The organism is Streptomyces muensis, assembly GCF_021474425.1.
Taxonomy (GTDB): Bacteria; Actinomycetota; Actinomycetes; order Streptomycetales; family Streptomycetaceae; genus Streptomyces; species Streptomyces muensis.
Window position 1 is genome coordinate 1 of sequence record NZ_JAKEIP010000077.1, and the last position, 17446, is coordinate 17446.

The 17446-nt window shown below is 70.9% G+C and carries 18 protein-coding genes and 2 pseudogenes; 8 read left to right on the forward strand and 12 right to left on the reverse strand.

What is annotated here, in order from left to right; translation table 11 throughout:
- The coding region (locus tag L0P92_RS19865) for an MbnB/TglH/ChrH family RiPP precursor modification enzyme (protein ID WP_234764139.1) at positions 1–851 on the reverse strand (851 nt) is incomplete at its 3' end.
- An 898-nt stretch (positions 852–1749) separates the two neighbouring features.
- Between L0P92_RS19865 and L0P92_RS19870 the strand changes: the two genes are divergently transcribed.
- Complete coding sequence (locus tag L0P92_RS19870) at positions 1750–2130, forward strand: hypothetical protein (protein ID WP_234764140.1); 381 nt, start codon at positions 1750–1752, stop codon at positions 2128–2130.
- An 84-nt stretch (positions 2131–2214) separates the two neighbouring features.
- On the opposite strand, the gene L0P92_RS19875 is transcribed toward L0P92_RS19870, so the two are convergent.
- The gene (locus L0P92_RS19875) at positions 2215–2352 is read right to left on the reverse strand and encodes a hypothetical protein (protein WP_234764141.1); all 138 of its coding nucleotides are present in this window, start codon (positions 2350–2352) and stop codon (positions 2215–2217) included.
- A gap of 157 nt (positions 2353–2509) precedes the next feature.
- On the opposite strand from L0P92_RS19875, the gene L0P92_RS19880 reads away from it, so the two are divergent.
- The 3 genes and pseudogenes from L0P92_RS19880 to L0P92_RS19890 all read left to right on the forward strand — a co-directional run bounded on the left by L0P92_RS19880 (position 2510) and on the right by L0P92_RS19890 (position 4151).
- Positions 2510–2878, forward strand: a complete 369-nt coding sequence (locus tag L0P92_RS19880; RefSeq protein WP_234764142.1) for a hypothetical protein — start codon at positions 2510–2512, stop codon at positions 2876–2878.
- Positions 2879–3142: 264 nt separating this feature from the next.
- Positions 3143–3415, forward strand: a pseudogene (locus L0P92_RS19885) (hypothetical protein); the annotation flags it as partial.
- 82 nt (positions 3416–3497) lie between these two features.
- A complete protein-coding gene (locus tag L0P92_RS19890; protein ID WP_234764143.1) occupies positions 3498–4151 on the forward strand; it encodes a class I SAM-dependent methyltransferase in 654 nt (217 codons plus the stop codon).
- 20 nt (positions 4152–4171) lie between these two features.
- Here the strand turns inward: L0P92_RS19890 and L0P92_RS19895 are convergent.
- Positions 4172–4887, reverse strand: a pseudogene (locus L0P92_RS19895) (peptidyl-tRNA hydrolase).
- A gap of 38 nt (positions 4888–4925) precedes the next feature.
- On the opposite strand from L0P92_RS19895, the gene L0P92_RS19900 reads away from it, so the two are divergent.
- Both L0P92_RS19900 and L0P92_RS19905 read left to right on the forward strand, forming a co-directional pair.
- Positions 4926–5819: an ABC transporter ATP-binding protein gene (locus L0P92_RS19900; protein ID WP_234764144.1), complete on the forward strand. Its 894-nt coding sequence runs from the start codon at positions 4926–4928 to the stop codon at positions 5817–5819.
- The gene (locus L0P92_RS19905; RefSeq protein ID WP_234764145.1) at positions 5816–6487 is read left to right on the forward strand and encodes an ABC transporter; all 672 of its coding nucleotides are present in this window, start codon (positions 5816–5818) and stop codon (positions 6485–6487) included. Before L0P92_RS19900 ends, L0P92_RS19905 begins: the two co-directional genes overlap by 4 nt.
- A 43-nt stretch (positions 6488–6530) precedes the next feature.
- Here the strand turns inward: L0P92_RS19905 and L0P92_RS19910 are convergent, their stop codons facing one another.
- The 9 genes from L0P92_RS19910 to zapE form a co-directional block, all read right to left on the reverse strand.
- Positions 6531–6758, reverse strand: a complete 228-nt coding sequence (locus L0P92_RS19910; RefSeq protein ID WP_234764146.1) for a hypothetical protein — start codon at positions 6756–6758, stop codon at positions 6531–6533.
- 18 nt (positions 6759–6776) lie between these two features.
- The gene (locus L0P92_RS19915; RefSeq protein ID WP_234764147.1) at positions 6777–7634 is read right to left on the reverse strand and encodes a polysaccharide deacetylase family protein; all 858 of its coding nucleotides are present in this window, start codon (positions 7632–7634) and stop codon (positions 6777–6779) included.
- A gap of 121 nt (positions 7635–7755) precedes the next feature.
- Positions 7756–9177, reverse strand: a complete 1422-nt coding sequence (locus tag L0P92_RS19920) for a serine/threonine-protein kinase (RefSeq protein ID WP_234764148.1) — start codon at positions 9175–9177, stop codon at positions 7756–7758.
- Positions 9178–9208: 31 nt separating this feature from the next.
- On the reverse strand, positions 9209–10597 hold the full coding sequence (locus L0P92_RS19925) for a PhoX family protein (RefSeq protein ID WP_234764149.1): 1389 nt from the start codon (positions 10595–10597) through the stop codon (positions 9209–9211).
- A gap of 90 nt (positions 10598–10687) precedes the next feature.
- Positions 10688–11629 (reverse strand): slipin family protein, encoded by a 942-nt coding sequence (locus tag L0P92_RS19930; RefSeq protein WP_234764150.1) that lies wholly within the window; start codon positions 11627–11629, stop codon positions 10688–10690.
- A gap of 105 nt (positions 11630–11734) precedes the next feature.
- Positions 11735–13192, reverse strand: a complete 1458-nt coding sequence (locus tag L0P92_RS19935) for a SulP family inorganic anion transporter (protein ID WP_234764151.1) — start codon at positions 13190–13192, stop codon at positions 11735–11737.
- A gap of 5 nt (positions 13193–13197) precedes the next feature.
- A complete protein-coding gene (locus L0P92_RS19940; protein WP_234764152.1) occupies positions 13198–13776 on the reverse strand; it encodes a carbonic anhydrase in 579 nt (192 codons plus the stop codon).
- A 78-nt stretch (positions 13777–13854) separates the two neighbouring features.
- Complete coding sequence (locus tag L0P92_RS19945; protein ID WP_234764153.1) at positions 13855–14259, reverse strand: hypothetical protein; 405 nt, start codon at positions 14257–14259, stop codon at positions 13855–13857.
- Positions 14260–14434: 175 nt separating this feature from the next.
- Positions 14435–15544 carry a cell division protein ZapE gene (gene zapE / locus L0P92_RS19950; RefSeq protein WP_234764154.1) on the reverse strand — a complete coding sequence of 370 codons (1110 nt, stop codon included), beginning with the start codon at positions 15542–15544 and terminating at the stop codon, positions 14435–14437.
- 382 nt (positions 15545–15926) lie between these two features.
- Here zapE and L0P92_RS19960 point away from each other — a divergent pair, with 382 nt between their 5' ends.
- Both L0P92_RS19960 and L0P92_RS19965 read left to right on the forward strand, forming a co-directional pair.
- On the forward strand, positions 15927–16715 hold the full coding sequence (locus tag L0P92_RS19960) for a pyrimidine reductase family protein (protein WP_234764165.1): 789 nt from the start codon (positions 15927–15929) through the stop codon (positions 16713–16715).
- Between the two features lie 109 nt (positions 16716–16824).
- The gene (locus L0P92_RS19965; protein ID WP_234764155.1) at positions 16825–17298 is read left to right on the forward strand and encodes an indole-3-glycerol phosphate synthase; all 474 of its coding nucleotides are present in this window, start codon (positions 16825–16827) and stop codon (positions 17296–17298) included.
- The last annotated feature ends 148 nt before the right edge of the window (positions 17299–17446 follow it).

The following is a 17446-nucleotide window of genomic DNA, read 5'->3' on the forward strand; positions in this document are numbered from 1 at the left end:
CCCCTCCGGGCCGCCTCCCTCTCCGCCGCCCCCTTCTCCAACGCCCCCCGGATCGACCCCAACTCCCGCTCCAGCTCGCCCGGTTCCGGGAAGTTCTCGTCCCGCTCCAGCAGCACCCCCGGCGGCGACACCCGGGACGCGAGGTCGGTCAGGACGTCCAGGACCGGCTGCGGGACCGGGTGGGCGTGGCTGTCGTGCCAGACGCCGTCGCGTTCGAAACCGCCCGCGACATGGACGTACGCGATGGCCTCCAGCGGCAGCTCGGCGAGCGCCTTGGCCGGGTCCTCGCCCCGGTTGACGTGGTTGGTGTGCAGGTTGGCCACGTCGATCAGCAGCCGCACGCCCGTGCGGTCGGCGAGCTCGTACAGGAACTGCCCCTCGGTCATCTCCTCGCCCGGCCACGAGATCAGCGCGGCGATGTTCTCCACGGCGAGCGGCACGGGCAGCGCGTCCTGGGCGATGCGGACGTTCTCGCAGAGCACGTCGAGGGCGTCCCGGGTGCGCGGGACCGGCAGGAGGTGGCCCGCCTCCAGACGCGGGGACGCCGTCAGCGGCCCGCCCGCGCGTACGAACGCGATGTGCTCGGTGACCAGCGGCGCCCCCAGCGCCTCGACCCGCTCGGCGAGCGCCGCCAGCCGCCCGGCGTCGGGCCGCTCCGCCCCGCCGAGCCCGAGCGAGACGCCGTGCGGGACCACCGTGACGCCGCGCTCCCGCAGCCGTACCAGAGACTCGGGAAGGTGCCCGGGGCAGACGTTCTCGGCGACGGCCTCGACCCAGTCGATGCCCGGCATGCGCTCCACCGCGTCCGCGATCTCCGGACGCCATCCGATGCCCGTACCCAGTCGCTCCATCGCCCCTCCTCGGCCTCTCCCGTACCCGCTGTCCCGTCTCCTCGGACGTGTCGGTTCGTGACGGGGGTATGGCCCCGCACGCCCCGCCCGAACCGCACGCGGAACACCTTCAGAGCAACATTTGAGGTTCGAGTCCACACCCGCCCGCGCGCCCCGGCACTCTCCCGACGGCACCCGCAAGGTCGTACGCGCCGGACGGCGGGGATGTTCAAAGGCCGGCAGGCCTACCGAAGAGCCGGATGGTCGGCGACGAGGGTGCACGAGCCGGGCGCGATCCGCCGCGGCCACCAGATACTGGCGAGCGAGCCGTTGGTGGGCTGACGGCATACCCCGGCCCACCCAACATCCAGGTCTGATTTGAGTGCACAACCGTTAGCTGAAATGTCATCGGCAATAGTTTCGCCAGCTTTGTTAGCGAGCTTTGCGGGCGATTTTTCGTAGCTGGATTACCGAACCGGCTGCGCGCTAATTATCTGGGCGCTAGTCTCGAATCAACTCACGCATCCATGGATGCGTGAGGGTGGGGTTCGTGACCGCCAGTGCTGGCGCGAGCGCGTGCAGAGCAGGCTTTGACCCGTTCGGCAAATGCCCTCTGTCGCGCCGCAAAGCGGCGATCAGGCGTCGCGTCCAATGAGTGCGGATGTCGGGGCGCCGCGGGGCGTAGATGGCGAAAACGTCACCCAGTTCGTTCCTCCATCGGGTGGCCGGCCGTCACGAGCCTGAAGAGTGGCCCCTGTCGCCCCGCCCGCCGAGAAGGCCCGGGACGCCACCACGGTGTGCCGGGCCGACCTATGCGAACTCCCGATGCACCCTGAAGAGTTATAGGCACGTCCTGAGTGGCAGGCCTTCTACCTTGGTTGCGGTTGACCGACCACCATCGAACACGGGGAGAATCCTCATGCGCAAACCCATCGCCGCAGCCCTGGGAGCCGCAGCTGCGGCTGTCATGCTCACCACTGGCACCGCATCCGCGGACACCGGGTCCGGGCATCGTCCGGACACCGGTGTCTACTTCACCGATGGCTTCGGCCAGTTCACCCGGCCCTGTGGTACCACCTATGCCATAAGTCTCACCAGCAAGAAGGCAGTCGCAGGAAAGGGCAACAACGGCTCCTGCGCAGGCCACGTCTGGATGCGTGTCCACGGCGACAGTTGGGGCAAGTGGCGTAACAGCAACACTCAAGTAGGGCCGGTCAACAGCCCCAGCGGCAAGTTCGACAAGGCCCAGATCAAGGGCTGCAACGAGAGCTACTGCAAGACGTACACCGTGTACGTCTAGGTGGAGCAGGCAGGCTGGACGCGCCCCTGTCACCCCGCGCACCGAGAAGAGCCCCGTCGCCATCCAGCGACGGGGCTACCTCGGTCAGGCAGGCCTGTGCCGCCGCCACCGCCGGGCCGACCACCACGCCTTCCGGTAGAACTGCCACCGCTTGCGCAGGTACCAGAGGTCGTCCCGGCAGACGTCCGTGAACTCACGCTGGGCCTCCACGACGCGGTTCATCCCTGCCGACAACTCTGTGTAGGTGCCGGACGGAAGGAAAATGAACAAGTCAGTCACTCAGTCGAGCACCGTCTCCGCGGCACGCAATGGGGCCGGGTTGGCAACGAGCCGCAGATCCAGGTAAACGTGAAGAATCTCGCCTTGAGCCTGGGTCAGCTTGCAACACCGCCATCGCCGTGCTGCTCGCCTCCATCACGGCGGCCTGGAGCCGGTCGTACACCTGGCGTCGTTCATCCCGGCTTCCGAGGCGCACCCCGGCCTTAGACGTCAGCCGCTTCGTTGGGGCAGGGACGTACAAACGGCTGTAAGGGTCGAGAAGCTCCGCATATGGTTCGCCTGGATCTGCGGCAACTTCATCCTGCTGATGATCGCCGTGGCGACCCAGGACATCCGCATCGTCAGCGTCATCACCCAGGTGATACTGGCCGCCGGCTTCCTCGCCCTCACCGTCGCCCTCTTCCGCATGACCGGCGCCCTCAACCGCAAGGCCGCGGCCGCCCGCCGCGAGGTCCTCGGCGACCTGTAGCTCGGAGATCACGATGACGTCGCGGCGCCGTAAGCAGTTCATGCTCGAAGCCTCCCTACGCCAGGCCGAACGGGAGCGAGCCCGCCGTCAAGCGGAGGAACCACAGCAGAGTGAGAGCTATGCGGCGTTCCTGCGTCGGATGGACCAGCTGAAGTACAAGCGTGAGGACCCGCTCCCCCCAGCGTCCATGTCCAAGAATGCTGACCTGCTGCCGTTCTTCTGGATCGCCTACTTCGTTGTCCCGATCGTCGGCATTTGGTTGCTCATCCCGAGGTCCACTTGGGCGTCGGCAAGCTCGTCGACATCGGCGTCCACCAGCTGATCCTCGACACACCCGTGTGGTGGGGCATCTGCCGTCTGTACAACGGAGGCGCCTACAAGCATCACGCGCCCTTCATCGAGCGCCGTGGCGACGGCCTGTGCCTGCGCACCGCGGACTACCTGAGGTCGATCGGCTTCGCTGTCGACGAGGCATTGTGGGCCATCGACGGCGCCGAATGCTCGCCGTGCGACAACAAGGTCCCGGACAGCCACTGAGCCGCTACAGTCGCCCCCCGCCCTCGGATTCCCCCGGAGGGCGGGGGTTCCCACAGCCCGACACCACGCAGAGGAACACGCGGTGCCCGTACCGCACGACATCGCCGCCGAGACAGAACTCTGGGACACCTTCGCCGAGTCCGCTTTCAAGGACGACGCCGAGCCGGCGTTCTGTTGGACCCAGTACGCCGGGCACGGCCCCGGCCCGGAACTGCTGGGCAGTCCGAGCCGTGTGCTGGAGATCGGGTGCGGCACCGGGCGCGCCCTCGCGCATCTGGCGCGGCAGGGCATCGAGGCGCGCGGCGTCGACCTCTCCCCGGTCATGGTGGAGAAGGGCAGCAAGCGCTGGGCGGATACCGGCGCGACGTTCGAGTGCGGTGAGGTCCTGGAGTGGCTCGCCGCGTGCGAGGACATTTTCGATGCCGTCTACTCCATCTTCGGGGCGGCCTGGTTCGTCGACCCGGCGCGGCTCTTCCCTCTCGTGCGCGACCGGCTCAACCCGGGCGGGCAGTTCGTGTTCTCCCAACCGCCGGCGATCCCCGGCGCTTACGGTCCCCAAGGCATGTACAAGGGTGGCTTTGCGGGGAAGGCGATGTTCACCTATCGCTACAGCTACAAGCCGCAGGTGTGGGAGCGGCATCTGCTGCGCGCCGGTTTCGTTGCGGTGGAAGCGACTGTCCTGGACGCTCCGAAGGAGGGGCACTTCGGCACGCTCATCGTGCGCGCCACGGCATAGCCTCCGAAAGGCCGGAAGCCCTACCGCAGTGCCGGATGGTCGGCGACGACGGTGCACGAGCCCGGTGCGATCTCCGTGAACCCCGCGTCCCGCACCACCGGCAGCCCCCGCCGGTCAGCTCACGCCAGCGCCCCGGCTCGGCGCTCCGTACCGCCAGTGGGAACCCCGCGTCGCGCCAGGCGGTCCGCTCCTCGTCCGGCAGTTCCCACCAGGCGAGCTGCGCCGCGTGGCCGGTCTGTGCCATCGCCTTGCCGGCGGACATGTCGAGCTCGGGGTTCAGCCACAGCACGGGCGTCGCAGGGTCGGCGGCCACGGGTGGCTCCGGGTCGTCGAGGTCGGTGCCGGAGACCTGGAGCTTCGCCAGCTCCTTGGGCCAGCCGTCCAGCGGCACGGGCGGGAAGACCCGCACCTCGGCCGACTTGCCGGTGACGGTGATGCCGGGCAGCGCTTCCGCGCGCCGCCACTCGGCGCCACGAGCCCGCCGTACGACCTTCCGGATCCGCGCGTCCTGCCAGTCCCGCATCGCCCGCGCCCACTCGCCCTCGCCGGCCGAGCGCTCGTCGCTGAGGATCACCAGCACCGCACGGGCGGCGGTTTCCAGGGCGTCGGTGCGGGCCGGGGGCGCGCTCTTCTCTATGCGGACGACCAGGGGCAGCACGAACTGCGGTGCCTGGTCGCGGGCGCTCGGCTCGGAGCGGAAGGGGCTGTCGGTCACGGGCGTCGGATCGTTGGTCACGTCCTCAAGTGTGCCAACCCCGGGAGATGATGATCCCCATGCAACGCGATCTTCGTCTGGACAACGTGGGCCGTCGCTACGGCCTGCGCGGCCCCTGGGTCTTACGTGGCGTCCACCTCACCGTGACCCCCGGCGACCTCATCCGCGTCGAAGGCCCCAACGGCACCGGCAAGTCCACCCTGCTCCGGCTCCTGGCCGGCATAGACACCCCGACCGAGGGCCGCATCACGGGCCGCCCCCGCACCGCCTACGTCCCCGAACGCTTCCCGACCGCCCTGCCCTTCACCGCCCTCGGCTACCTCACCCACCTCGGCAAGGTCCACGGCCTCTCCCGCCCCGCGGCCGCCCGCGCCGCCCTGGAGTGGCTCGACCGCTTCGGCGCCGCCGCGTACGCCCGTACGCCCATGGCCCAGTTGTCCAAGGGCAGCAGCCAGAAGGTCGCCGTCGTACAGGCCCTCCTCGCCGAACCGGAGCTGCTCGTCCTGGACGAGGCGTGGACCGGCCTCGACGCCGCCGCCCGCGAGGAGTTGGAGCGGGCCGTCGCCGAACGGACCGCGGGCGGGACCGCCGTGGTCTTCGTGGACCACGACCCGGACCGTCTGGCGGGCGCGCCGGACGCCACGTACACCGTGCGCGACGCGGGCCTGGACCTCCGGACGGAAGGAGTCGTCGCAGGCCCCGCCGGGCCGCACATGATCGTCGTCGTCCAAGGGCCGCTCGGCGCGCAACTCCCCGCCGACGCGACTCGTACGGTCATATCGGCCGAGGAACCCGCGCCCGGCACCCACCGACTCACCCTTCCCGCCTCCCACTCGGACGTCCTCCTGCGGGCCCTGCTGACGGCCCGCCCGCCCTGGCACGTGGTGAGCGTGGGCCAGGAGACGCCCGCGACGGAGCCGGGACCGACCCCCGACACCGAGAGCCGCCCATGACCGCCCTGTTCAGCTACCAGACCGCCCTGCTGGTCCGCTCGCAGCGCTGGCTGCCGCCTTTCATCCTGTACGCCGCGTTCCTCGGCATCGGCGTGCAGGGCGGCGAGCCCATCCTCGACTCGCTCGGCTTCACGGCCGCGGGACTGCTGCCGGTCGCCGCCTGGCTGGTGCGGATCTGTGTCACCAACGAGCCGCCCGCCGCCCGCAGTTGTGTCTCCGCGGCGGCCGGTCCCGGTCGGGCGCACCTCGCCGCGCTGCTGGTGGCGCTGACCGCCGCGGCGCTCGTGGGCACGGTCGCGACCGTCGTCGTGACGCTCATCAGCGACCCGGTGAGCGCGGACCACCAGACGCGCGTACCCCCGCTTCCGGCGGGCGCGGCCGGGCTGCTCGCCACGCTGGCCTGCGCCCTGCTCGGCACGGCCGTCGGCGCCCTCACCACCTGGCCGCTGCTGCGCTCGACCGGCCGCGCGGTCCCCGCGATGCTGCTCGCGGCCCTGCTGGCCGTGGTCGTGACCGGCTCCCCGGCCCAGGCGGCCGTCAGCGGCCTGGTCACCGGCTCCCGCTCGGGCGCGGTCCCCCTGCCCCTGCTGCCGCTGGCAGCGGCAGCCCTGCTCACGGCGGCGGCGACCGCCGTGGCCTGCGCGCTCACGTCCCGAAGATCACCCTGACCGGACCGTCACCCCGAACAGGCGGTCACTCCGAACAGACGGGTCACCCCGAACAGGCGGTCCGCTGTGCCTCCTGCCACTCACACACCGGGCACAGGGTGATCCCCTTGTACGACTCCGGGTACTCCGTCGGCTTCCGGCACAGCACACTCCCCCACTCTCGAATGCGCTCGAGCGGGGGGACCCCCATCGCGTACGGCGGCCCGTCCGCCTTGGGCGGCCTGGTCGCGTCGATCAGGCAGTAGTCGTTGCCGGGCTGGTCCTCGCTCATACGTCCAGCGTACGAGCCTCAGTCCCGTCCACCGGCCGCCCCGATCAGCTCGGACACCTTCACGAACCGGAACCCCCTCGCGCGCAGCTCGGGCACGACCCGCCGGACCACCCGCTCGGTCGTCGGAGCGGCGCTGCGCGTGCAGTGCAGGACGACCACGGACCCCGGCCGCACGCCGTCCAGCACCTCCTGGGTGACCGCGCGGGCGTCCGTCGCGAACGCGTCCCCGCTCACCACGTCCCACTGCACGGCGGTGACACCGACCGCGGCGAGCGCCTTCAGGGCGCGCCGGTCGTAGCAGCCCCCGGGAAACCGGAAGTACGGCATCGGGTCACGGATGCCCACCTTCCGGAACGCGGCGTAGGCCCGTTCCACGTCGGCCCGCATCCGCTCCGCACCGACCGTCGGCAGCCCGTAGCAGTCGTCGGTGAAGGCGTAGTGGCTGTAGGAGTGGTTGGCCACCTCGAAGAGCGGATCCCGTCCGATGGACCGGGCCTGCCGCGGGTACTCCTCGGCCCACCGCCCGGTCATGAACACGGTCGCCGGCACCTTCAACTCCCGCAGCGCCGCCACGAGCCCCGGATTGTCGAACCGTTCCCCGCGCGCGGCCCGCGCCCCCTGACCGGCGGTCATGTCGGCGTCGAAGGTGAGCGCCACCGTCTTGTCCGCGGTCTGCGGGCCGTGCTCGAAGACCGGGGTCAGACCGGCGGGGCCGGGGGCGAGGGTCGGAGGTCCGGCCGAGGGTGAGGCGGTGACGGCGGCGCTGGGGGCCGGGTGGGGAGCGCGGGTGGCCTCGGGCGCCCCGCACGCGGCGAGCCCGCTCAGGGCCGCGCTCGCGGCACAGACGGCAGCGATATGTCGTACAAGTGTGATCACCACATGAAAGATATGGGGATCAGATGGACATATCGGTGCGAGTGTGGGCGTGCCGGATCTGTGTCACCCGCCCGGCGGGACCGGACCTCTCGGGGCTTGGCAGCGCCTTGTCGGCGTCTTCTCAGTCGGTGCGCGTGCAGCGGCCCGTCGGTGCGGTGGCCGGAGGGCGGCACTGGAGGGCGTACTCGGTCGCGTTGGCGCTGACATAGCGGCCGATGCAGGTGTTCGGCGAGGTGCGGCCGCGTTCGGCGCAGAAGGTCAGGGCGGCGCGGCCGTCGGAGAAGGGGCCGGGGGCGTAGAAGACCCAGTAGCCGGGGCGCAGGGAGGCGTGGTCGTCGCTGCGCAGGACGGTGGTCTCCGGGACGGACTGGCGCAGGACGGCGAGCCGGCGGTCGCGGTTGGCGGTGCCGGCTGAGACGGGTTCGGAGTGGAGCTGGGCGATCCAGCGGTCGCCGGCCGGGGTCGGGGTCGGTTTTTGCTTTGCCGGGGCAGTGGTGGCCGGTGGGGGTGTCGTGGCGCGGGACTTGTCGTCGCCGCCCGTGTCGCCGAGGCGGACGGTGAGGATGAGCGCCGTCGCTGTAGCGACTGCCAACGCCGTGGCCGCGGCCACCATGAGGGGAGTGCGGCGACGGGGTCTGTCCACGCCCGTGGGGACCGTGGGGTGCGGGGTGTCCACCCGGGTGGGCGTCGGGCGCGGGGCCACGGAGGTCGCCGTCGGCAGGGCGGCCCGGTCCGGTGTCGTGCCCGCTTCCACCTGCGCCAGCATCGCGTCCAGCCGGGCGGCGTCCGGGCGCGCGGCCGGATCGCGGACCAGCAGGGCTTCGAGCACCGGCGTCAGCGGGCCCGAGCGGGTCGGTGGCGGGAGCGGGTCGTCGAGTACGGCGGCCAGGGTGGCGAGGGTGGTGGGGCGGCGCAGCGGGCTGACGCCCTCGACGCACACGTACAGCACCACGCCCAGCGACCACAGGTCGGCCGCCGGGCCGTCGTCGTGGCCCCGGATCCGTTCCGGCGCCATGTACTCGGGCGACCCGACGAACTCGCCCGTGGCCGTGAGGCCCGTGGTGCCCTGGAGGGCGGCGATGCCGAAGTCGGTGAGGACGGCGTCGCCGTCGGGGCGCAGGAGGATGTTGGCGGGCTTGACGTCCCGGTGCTGGATGCCCGCCGCGTGCGCGGCCCGCAGTGCGGCGAGCACCTGTCGGCCGAGCCGGGCCGCCGCCGTCGGAGTCAGCGTGCCGTCGTCCAGCCGCCGTTGCAGCGAGACGCCCGGCACCAGCTCCATCACGATCCACGGATGCGGCTCGGCGGCCACGATCTGATGGACCGTCACCACGTGCGGATGGCTCAGCCGCGCCAGCGCCCGCGCCTCGCGCAGCACCCGCTCGCGCATCACGCCGACCGTGTCCGCGTCGGACCGCACCGCCTTGAGGGCGACCTCGCGGTCGAGCACCGTGTCGCGAGCCCGCCACACGGTGCCCATTCCGCCACTGCCGAGCCGTTCCACCAGCTCGAACCGGCCGTCGACGAGATCCCCCGGAGCGTTCATGCCGCCCAGGTTAGAGGACCCGTCGAAGCACCTATCCGCGCCAGGGTCCCGTCACCGCGAACGTCGTGCCCGGCGTGTAGCAGTTCACGTACATCGTCCCGCCGTCCGGGGAGAAGGTGACCCCGGCGAACTCGCCCCACTCCGGTTCCTGGGGCGTCCCGATGTTCTGGGCGTTGCGGGCCATCGCGTAGACCTCGCCGCGTCGTGTCACACCGTAGACGTGCTGGGCGCCGTTGCCGTCCTCGCACACCATGAGCCCGCCGCTGGGGGCGAGACAGATGTTGTCCGGGGACTCGCCGGGCAGTTGGAGATCGGTGTCGGGGCCGAAGACGATCACCAGGGTGAGGCGCCGCTCGGCGGGGTCGTAGCGCCAGATCTGCCCGTAGTGGTCCGCCGCCGAGCCCTCCGCTCTGCGGGCGAAGGACGACACGAAATAGACGGACCGGCCGCCCCAGTAGCAGCCCTCCAGCTTCTGCGCGTGGGTGATGCCCTTCGGGCCGAAGTCCTGGTGGCGGATGGGGGTCCCGGCGGCGAGCGGGTCCGGTACGTCGACCCACTCGATGTTCCGGAAGCTCGCGCCCGTCTCCTGGATCGAGGAGAGGTCGGGGACGCCCGGTACCCGCATCGCCTGGAGGCGGCCGCCCGCACGCAGGGTGCCGAGGCCGCCGTGCGGCTGGTGCGGCAGGAAGCGGTAGAAGAGGCCGAAGGGCTTCTCGAAGGCGTCCTCGGTCTCGTAGACGATGCCGCGCCGCGGGTCCACCGCGATGGCCTCGTGCTGGAAGCGGCCCATCGCGGTCAGCGGGACCGCGCCCGAGCGGTGGGGGTCGGCCGGGTCGACCTCGAAGATGAAGCCGTGGTCCTTGGTGTAGCCGTTGGTGCCGGCCCGGTCCTCGGTCTCCTCGCAGGTCAGCCAGGTTCCCCAGGGCGTGGGCCCGCCCGCGCAGTTGACGGCCGTACCGGCGATGCCGACCCGCTCGGACAGCACACGGCCCCGGGAGTCCAGCGTCAGGGCCGTACAGCCGCCCTTGCCGGCCGGGTCGTAGGTGAGGCCCTCGACCGTCGGGACGGGAACCCTGCCGTCGGCGCGGTTCTCGTGGTTGCGGACCAGATGCACGCGGCCGTGCCTGCCGCGCAGGGCCGTCATGCCGTCGTGGTTGGAGGGGACCAGGCCCTCGCCGGAGCGCAGCCGGTCGCCCTCGCGGGACAGCACCCGGTAGCGGAAACCTTCCGGCAGATCGAGCAGGCCCTTCGGGTCGGGGACCAGCGGGCCGTATCCGGTGTGGCCGAGGTTCTGTGCGGCCGCGGTGCCCGCGAAGAGCTCGGTGAGATTGCCGGCGAAAGCGATCGAGACGCCCAACGCGCCGGTGCGGGCGAGGAGTCGACGACGTGACGTACCGTCGGTGGTGGTGTTCTCGGGCATGGGGAAACCTTCCTGCTGGCGGACAGGAACTGTGACCCCGCCGTGTCTATCACCTGGTGCGGGTCGCGGGAACCACGCGCGTAGCTCGTGTCACTTCCCCGTGGCGTCCTCGATGATGTCCTCGATCGTCCGCTCGACATCCCGCTGGGCCGTGGGCTCGACATCCCGCTGGGCCGTGGGCTCGACGGCCGGATGGGCGTCCTTGTCGGCAGCGGAGCCCTCCAGGGCCTTGCCCGCGTTCGGCTCCGGGGTGCGCTTGACGTGGCGCTCGTCGTCCTCGCCCCGCTCGAGGAAGCGGAGCAGCTCCACCGGGATGGGCAGGACCAGGGTGGAGTTCTTCTCCGCCGCCACCGCCATCACCGTCTGCAGCAGCCGCAACTGGAGTGCGGAGGGCGCGTCGGCCATCTGGTGAGCGGCCTCGGCCAGCTTCTTGGACGCCTGGAGCTCGGCGTCCGCGTTGATGATCCGGGCCCGCCGCTCGCGGTCCGCCTCGGCCTGCCGGGCCATGGAGCGCTTCATCGTGTCCGGCAGGGACACGTCCTTGATCTCGACGCGGTCCACCTGCACGCCCCAGCCGATGGCCGGGCTGTCGATCATCAGTTCAAGGCCCTGGTTGAGCTTCTCGCGATTGGAGAGCAGATCGTCGAGATCGCTCTTGCCGATGATGGAACGCAACGATGTCTGCGCCATCTGAGACACCGCGTACTTGTAGTCCTCGACCTTGATGAGCGCGCTCGCCGGGTCGACCACCTTGAAGTACACGACCGCGTCCACACGCACGGTCACGTTGTCGCGGGTGATGCCCTCCTGGGCCGGCACCGGCAACGTGACGATCTGCATGTTGACCTTGTGCAGCCGGTCCACGATCGGAACGATCAAGGTGAATCCGGGGGGCCGTACCTCCCCTGCCAGCCGTCCGAGCCGGAGGACCACCCCACGCTCGTACTGTTTGACGACCCGCGCGGCGGCCGCCACGTACACCAGGCCCGCGGCACCCACTCCCGCCGCTGCGCCCAGCAGCTCCTCCAGCATGACGACCTCCTCGCCGACGGCTGTCCGAGGTCTGCTCCTTGCAACGATATGCCCGGCGTCTGGTCCGGGGCCATGCCCGGCCCCGGACCAGAGGTCATACGGCGGTCAGGACGAGGTGACCCGCACCGGTTCGGTGCCCACCGCGCTGTGCCGCTCGGCCCAGTTCTCCAGGGCCGTACGGAAGGCGTGGTCCAGGTGGTGCACCTCGGACAGGTGCAGCTCCACCGGGCGGTCCTGGGGCAGCGACTCCAGGCTGTCGAGGATCTTCGGCAGCCGCAGGAAGGTCGCGTTGCCCGACAGGCACACCTGGATCGGTCCGGCGCCCTTGTCGACGATCTCCAGCTTCACGTGCGAGGCCTCCCAGGCGGTCTTGGCGACCGACAGGGCCAGACCGATGAGCACGCCCTCGAACATGTTCACCGCGACGATGGAGACGGCGGTGACGACGAGGATCAGCGCCTCGCCCCGGTGACCTCGCCACAGGGAGACGATCCCGCGGAAGGGGATCAGCTTGAAGCCCGCGTGGACCAGGATGCCGGCCAGGGCGGGGATCGGGATCAGCGCCAGCGTGGCGGGCAGCAGCGCCGCGAACAGCAGCAGCCACACGCCGTGCAGCACCCGGGACGCCTTGGTCCTCGCGCCCGCCTGGACGTTGGCGGAGCTGCGCACGATGACCGCGGTCATCGGCAGCGCGCCGAGGGCGCCGCAGACCGCGTTGCCCGCGCCCTGCGCCATCAGCTCCTTGTCGTACTCGGTCCGCGGACCGTCGTGCAGCCGGTCCACGGCCGCCGCGCTGAACAGCGACTCGGCCGACGCGATGAGTGTGAAGGCGACGATCGTGGCCAGCACGCCGACGTTCGCCAGCTCGCCGAAGGCGTCCGCACCGGGCGGCTGGATGGAGCCCAGCAGACCCTTGACCTCGACCGTGGCGACCGGCAGGGAGAACACGGCGGCCACGGCCGTCGCCAGCCCTACCGCGGCGAGCGGACCGGGAACCGTACGCACCTGGCGCGGCATCCGCTTCCACAGCACCAGTACGGCGATGGTGCCGGCGCCCAGTCCGATCGAGGCCAGCGCCTCGGTGTTCTGGGCGGCGTCGACGAGCGCGCCGGGCAGTCCGGCTATCTTCTCCAGGCCCGAGGCGGGCGCCTTGGCGTCCGCGACCGAGTAGAGCTGTCCGGCGATGAGCACCAGGCCGATGCCGGCCAGCATGCCCTCGACGACGGAGACGGAGATGGCCCGGAACCAGCGCCCCAGCTTCAGGGCACCCATGAGGAGCTGGAGCAGACCGGTTGCGAGCACCAGCACACCGAGGACCGGCAGCCCGAACTCGCGCACGGCCTCGAAGACCAGCACGGTCAGACCGGCGGCGGGTCCGGAGACCTGAAGGCTGCTGCCGCGCATCAGACCGGTGACGAGACCGCCGACGATGCCGGTGACGAGCCCGAGCTCGGCCGGCACCCCGGAGGCGACGGCCACGCCGACGCACAGCGGCAGCGCGACCAGGAAGACGACCAACGAGGCGGCGAAGTCCTGCCGCAGGTGGGGGAACTTGGTCATCATGCCGATCACAGCGCCTCGAACGCGTCGGTCTCGGGGCTGTGGACGCGCACGGCGCCCCTGTGCACCTCGTAGTACCAGGCGTGCAGGTTCAGTTGACGCTCCTTCAGCTTCTTCTCGATGAACGGGTACGAGCGCAGCCGCAGCAGCTGCGCCAGTACGTGGGCCTGGACGCCCTCGGCGACCTCGGGGTCCTCGACGGTGCCCGCCGGGCGCGGATGGGCCTGCGCGAGCCAGTCGCGCACCGCCGGCACGGCGTCCAGGTCGTCGCCGCGCACCAGCGCGCCGACGGCACCGCAGTGGGAGTGGCCGCAGACCACGATGTCGCGGACGCCGAGGACCTCCACGGCGTACTCGATGGTGGCCGCCTCGCTGGTGGGGTGCGCGGAGGCGTAGGGCGGGACGATGTTGCCCGCGGTGCGCAGCTCGAAGAGCTCGCCGGGGCGGGCGCCCGTGATCAGGGCCGGTACGACCCGGGAGTCGGAGCAGGTGATGAACAGGACCTGCGGTGACTGTCCTGCGGCCAGTTCGGCGAACTCCTCAGGGCGCTGTCCGAACGTACGGGCGTTGTCGATGAGGGGCTGCATGTGTGGTGACTCCTCCTGGCGCGCCGCATTGGCGCGTCGGGGTTTACATGACAGAGGTGGGGGGACCGCCGCCGCCTCTCAGCAGCGGAAGACCTGAAGCCCCGCGGGAGTGTGGGACGTCGAGGATCTCGACGTGCGCTGATGCGCGCCGCCGGGTGTGCCCGGCTGGTGCGCGGACGCGGGGTCCCGGGTGAGCAACGGTCGGTCGGGTGCCTGGGCTCCGGTGTCGGCGGAGCGCAGTTGGTCCCGGGTGCGCAGCGGGCCGGTCGGGTCCCCATTGCCCGACGGCATGCAGTGGCGAAGCGTGAGGGTCTCGTCGCGCAGGGCCTTGCCGGAGAGCTTGATTCCGGGCTGGGCCTTGGCCTCTGCCTTACTGGCCGTATGCGCGTGTGCGAAGGAAGTGCCGGGTGCGAAGAACTGGAGGGCGAGCAGGACGGCGGCGACGAGCGAAACCACGGTCCGTGCCGTCGTACCTCGGAACACGCGCCCCCCTCCAGACAGTCCGCACCTATCGTGCACGCCAACGCTTGGTCAACCGTTGGTCAAGAAACACGTTAACCCGGCAAAGTTGTTTGCAGGGTTAACTTAGCGTTTCGAGCTGAAGAGAGCCTGAAATGCGCGGGTGGCTTGGCTTGAACCACCCCTTGACTGGGGGGAGTTAGTGGGTCACCAGGCTCTTGGAGTCACGGGCCAGCGCGGTGAGTCGCGAGATGGCGCGGAAGTACTTCTTGCGGTACCCGCCGTTGAGCATCTCCTCGCTGAACAGCTGGTCGAACGGCTGTCCGGAGGCCAGGACCGGGACTTCACGGTCGTAGAGCCGGTCCGCGAGCACGACGAGCCGCAGCGCGGTGGACTGGTCGGGTATCGGCCGGACGTCGGTGAGACACACCGCCTTCAGGCCATCGGTCAACGCGCCGTAACGGCTGGGGTGGACACGGGCCAGATGCTCCAGCAGATGCGGGAAGTCGTCGAGCGAGGCGCCCTCGGTGGCGTACGCCGCCTTGGTCACCTGTTCGTCGGAGTAAGGCGCCGGCGCCTCGGGGAGACCGCGGTGGCGGTAGTCCTCGCCGTCGATGCGCAGCGGGCGGAAGTGGGCCGACAGGCCCTGGATCTCCCGCAGGAAGTCGGCCGCCGCGAAGCGGCCCTCGCCGAGCTTGCCGGGCAGGGTGTTGGAGGTGGCGGCGAGCGCGACGCCCGCGTCGACGAGCTTGCCGAGCAGCGTGGAGACCAGGACGGTGTCGCCCGGGTCGTCGAGCTCGAACTCGTCGATGCACAGCAGCCGGTGACCGGAGAGGGTCTGCACCGTCTGCTGGAAACCGAGGGCGCCGACGAGGTTCGTCAGCTCCACGAAGGTGCCGAAGGCCTTGAGCGACGGCTCGGCGGGGGTGGCGTGCCAGAGGGAGGCGAGCAGATGGGTCTTGCCGACGCCATAGCCACCGTCGAGGTAGACGCCGCGGGGGCCGGCCGGCACCTTGGGCGCCTTCGCCCTGCCGAACCCGAGGAAACCGCGCCTGGCCTTCCCCGCGCCACTCGCGTGCGCCCCGCCGAGCCCGGCCGCGAAGGACTCCAGGACACCGACCGCCTCCATCTGGCTGGGCTGGTTCGGGTCCGGGATGTACGTGCTGAAGCGGACCGAGTCGAAGCGCGGCGGCGGCACCATCTCGGCGACCAGCCGGTCCGCCGGGACGTGCGGCTCACGGGCGCACAGGGACAGCGGGCTCGCTTCGGCTATCGGGCTCGGCTTGGACGCGGCGGTGGAGGACGACACGGTTCACCATGCTAAGCGCCGTGCCACACTCCATGACATGCGACGCCTGTTCCCTGTGACCGACGAAACAACACCTCGGGCCTCCGGCGGTTCGGCCGGTGAGGGCTCCGGTGCCGCTGGCGGGGTGTCGGAGCCTGCGGGTGCCGGCGAGGCTTCCGGGGCCGGTGTCGGCGACGCCGGAGGGGCGGCCGACGGGAGTGAGCTGGTGGTCGGCGAAGAAGGGGCCGGTGCACCTGGTGGAGCGGGTGCGGGAACCCGCGGCGCGGGGTCCGGCGCCGACGGGGCCGTCGGCCACGAGGAAGGAGCCGGGGGCGCCGGAGCGGTCTCGGCGGGTGGGGCGGTCGTAGGAGAGGCCGCTACCTCTGGGGCCGGGGGTGCCGGCTTGGAGGCGGTCGGGCTTCCCGGTTTCGGGGCGCCGGGCGTCGGGGAGGATCCGGCCGGCCGGGAGTGGAGTCTTGCCGAGCTCGCTGCCGCCTATGCCTATCCCGAGCCGGGACCCGGGGGCCCCGTTCCCTGGTTGCGGGCCAACATGGTGTCCACGCTCGACGGGGCCGCCCAGCACGACGGGCGTTCGCAGCCCATCTCCACCGCGACCGACATGCGGATCTTCGGCACGCTGCGGGCGCTGGCCGATGTCGTGATCGTCGGCGCCGAAACGGTACGCCAGGAGGGGTACCGTCCGGCACGCGCGCGTGAGGAGTTCGCCGCGGCGCGTGAGGCGGCCGGGCAGGGGCCCGCGCCCGCCATCGCGGTGGTCAGCGCCGGCCTGGACCTCGACTACAGCCTGCCGCTCTTCACCTCACCCCTGGTGCCCACCCTGATCCTGACCGGCGCCGCCGCGCCGCCGGACCGGGTCGCGGCGGCCGAGAAGGCGGGCGCCCAGGTGGTGATCGCCGGTGACGGTGTCGGCGTGGATCCCGTACGTGCCGTCCAGGCCCTCGCCGAGCTCGGCCACACCCGGCTGCTCACCGAGGGCGGGCCGCGGTTGCTCGGGCAGCTGGTCGCCGCCGGTGTGCTCGACGAGCTCTGTCTGACGATCTCCCCGATGCTCACCGCCGGAACCGCCCAGCGCATCGCCGGGGGGCCGTCGGTGGCCGTTCCGAAGCGGTTCGAGCTGGTGTCCCTGTTGGAGGAGGACGGCTTTCTGTACAGCCGGTACCGGCGGACGTGAGGTCAAAACGGCGGAATCCACCGTTCCGTTTAGCTTTCGCCGGGCACACTAAAACTCGCAGTCCCCGTGCGAGCACGGGGCAGGATGGTTTCCGCAGAAGGGGCGCCCGGTGTTCACAAGCGTTTTGATGATCGAGAAGGCCCTGACGTCCGCCGACGTGGAGTTCGTCACCACCTTGCACGGGGACGAACAGGTCTCGTTCCATGTGCTGCTCCAGCCGCGCGGCGAGCAGGCCGACAGGTTGTTGCGTGCCATCGACGACATCGCGCTCGGCGAGTTGGACGAGGCCGTGCGGGAGGGGAGTACGCCGGAGGGGGAGGAGGCGCTCAGTACGGGGGAGCGGGCCTTGGAGGTGTCGCTCACGGCGTTGCGCTCCGCCGGGGCGGCGGCGGAGGGGCGGCTGTTGGAGGATCATCCGCTGGATGCGCTGCGGGCTGTGGTGGACGAGGTGGGGGCGGATGAGGTGATCGTGCTGACGGATCCCCACTATGTGGAGGAGTTCTTTCATCGGGACTGGGCTTCTCGGGCTCGGCACAAGGTGGGGGTGCCGGTGTTGAAGCTGTTCTCGCACAGCAGGGCTTAGCGCCGTAGGGCTTCGGTGGTTTGCCGGGTGCGGGTTCGATGTGGCTGGTCGCGCAGTTCCCCGCGCCCCTGGGGGGTTGCAGTCCCCTGTGTCCCAAGCGTGAGGTCGGCTTCCTGACCCAATAGGCTGGGTCCTCATCGTCGTATCG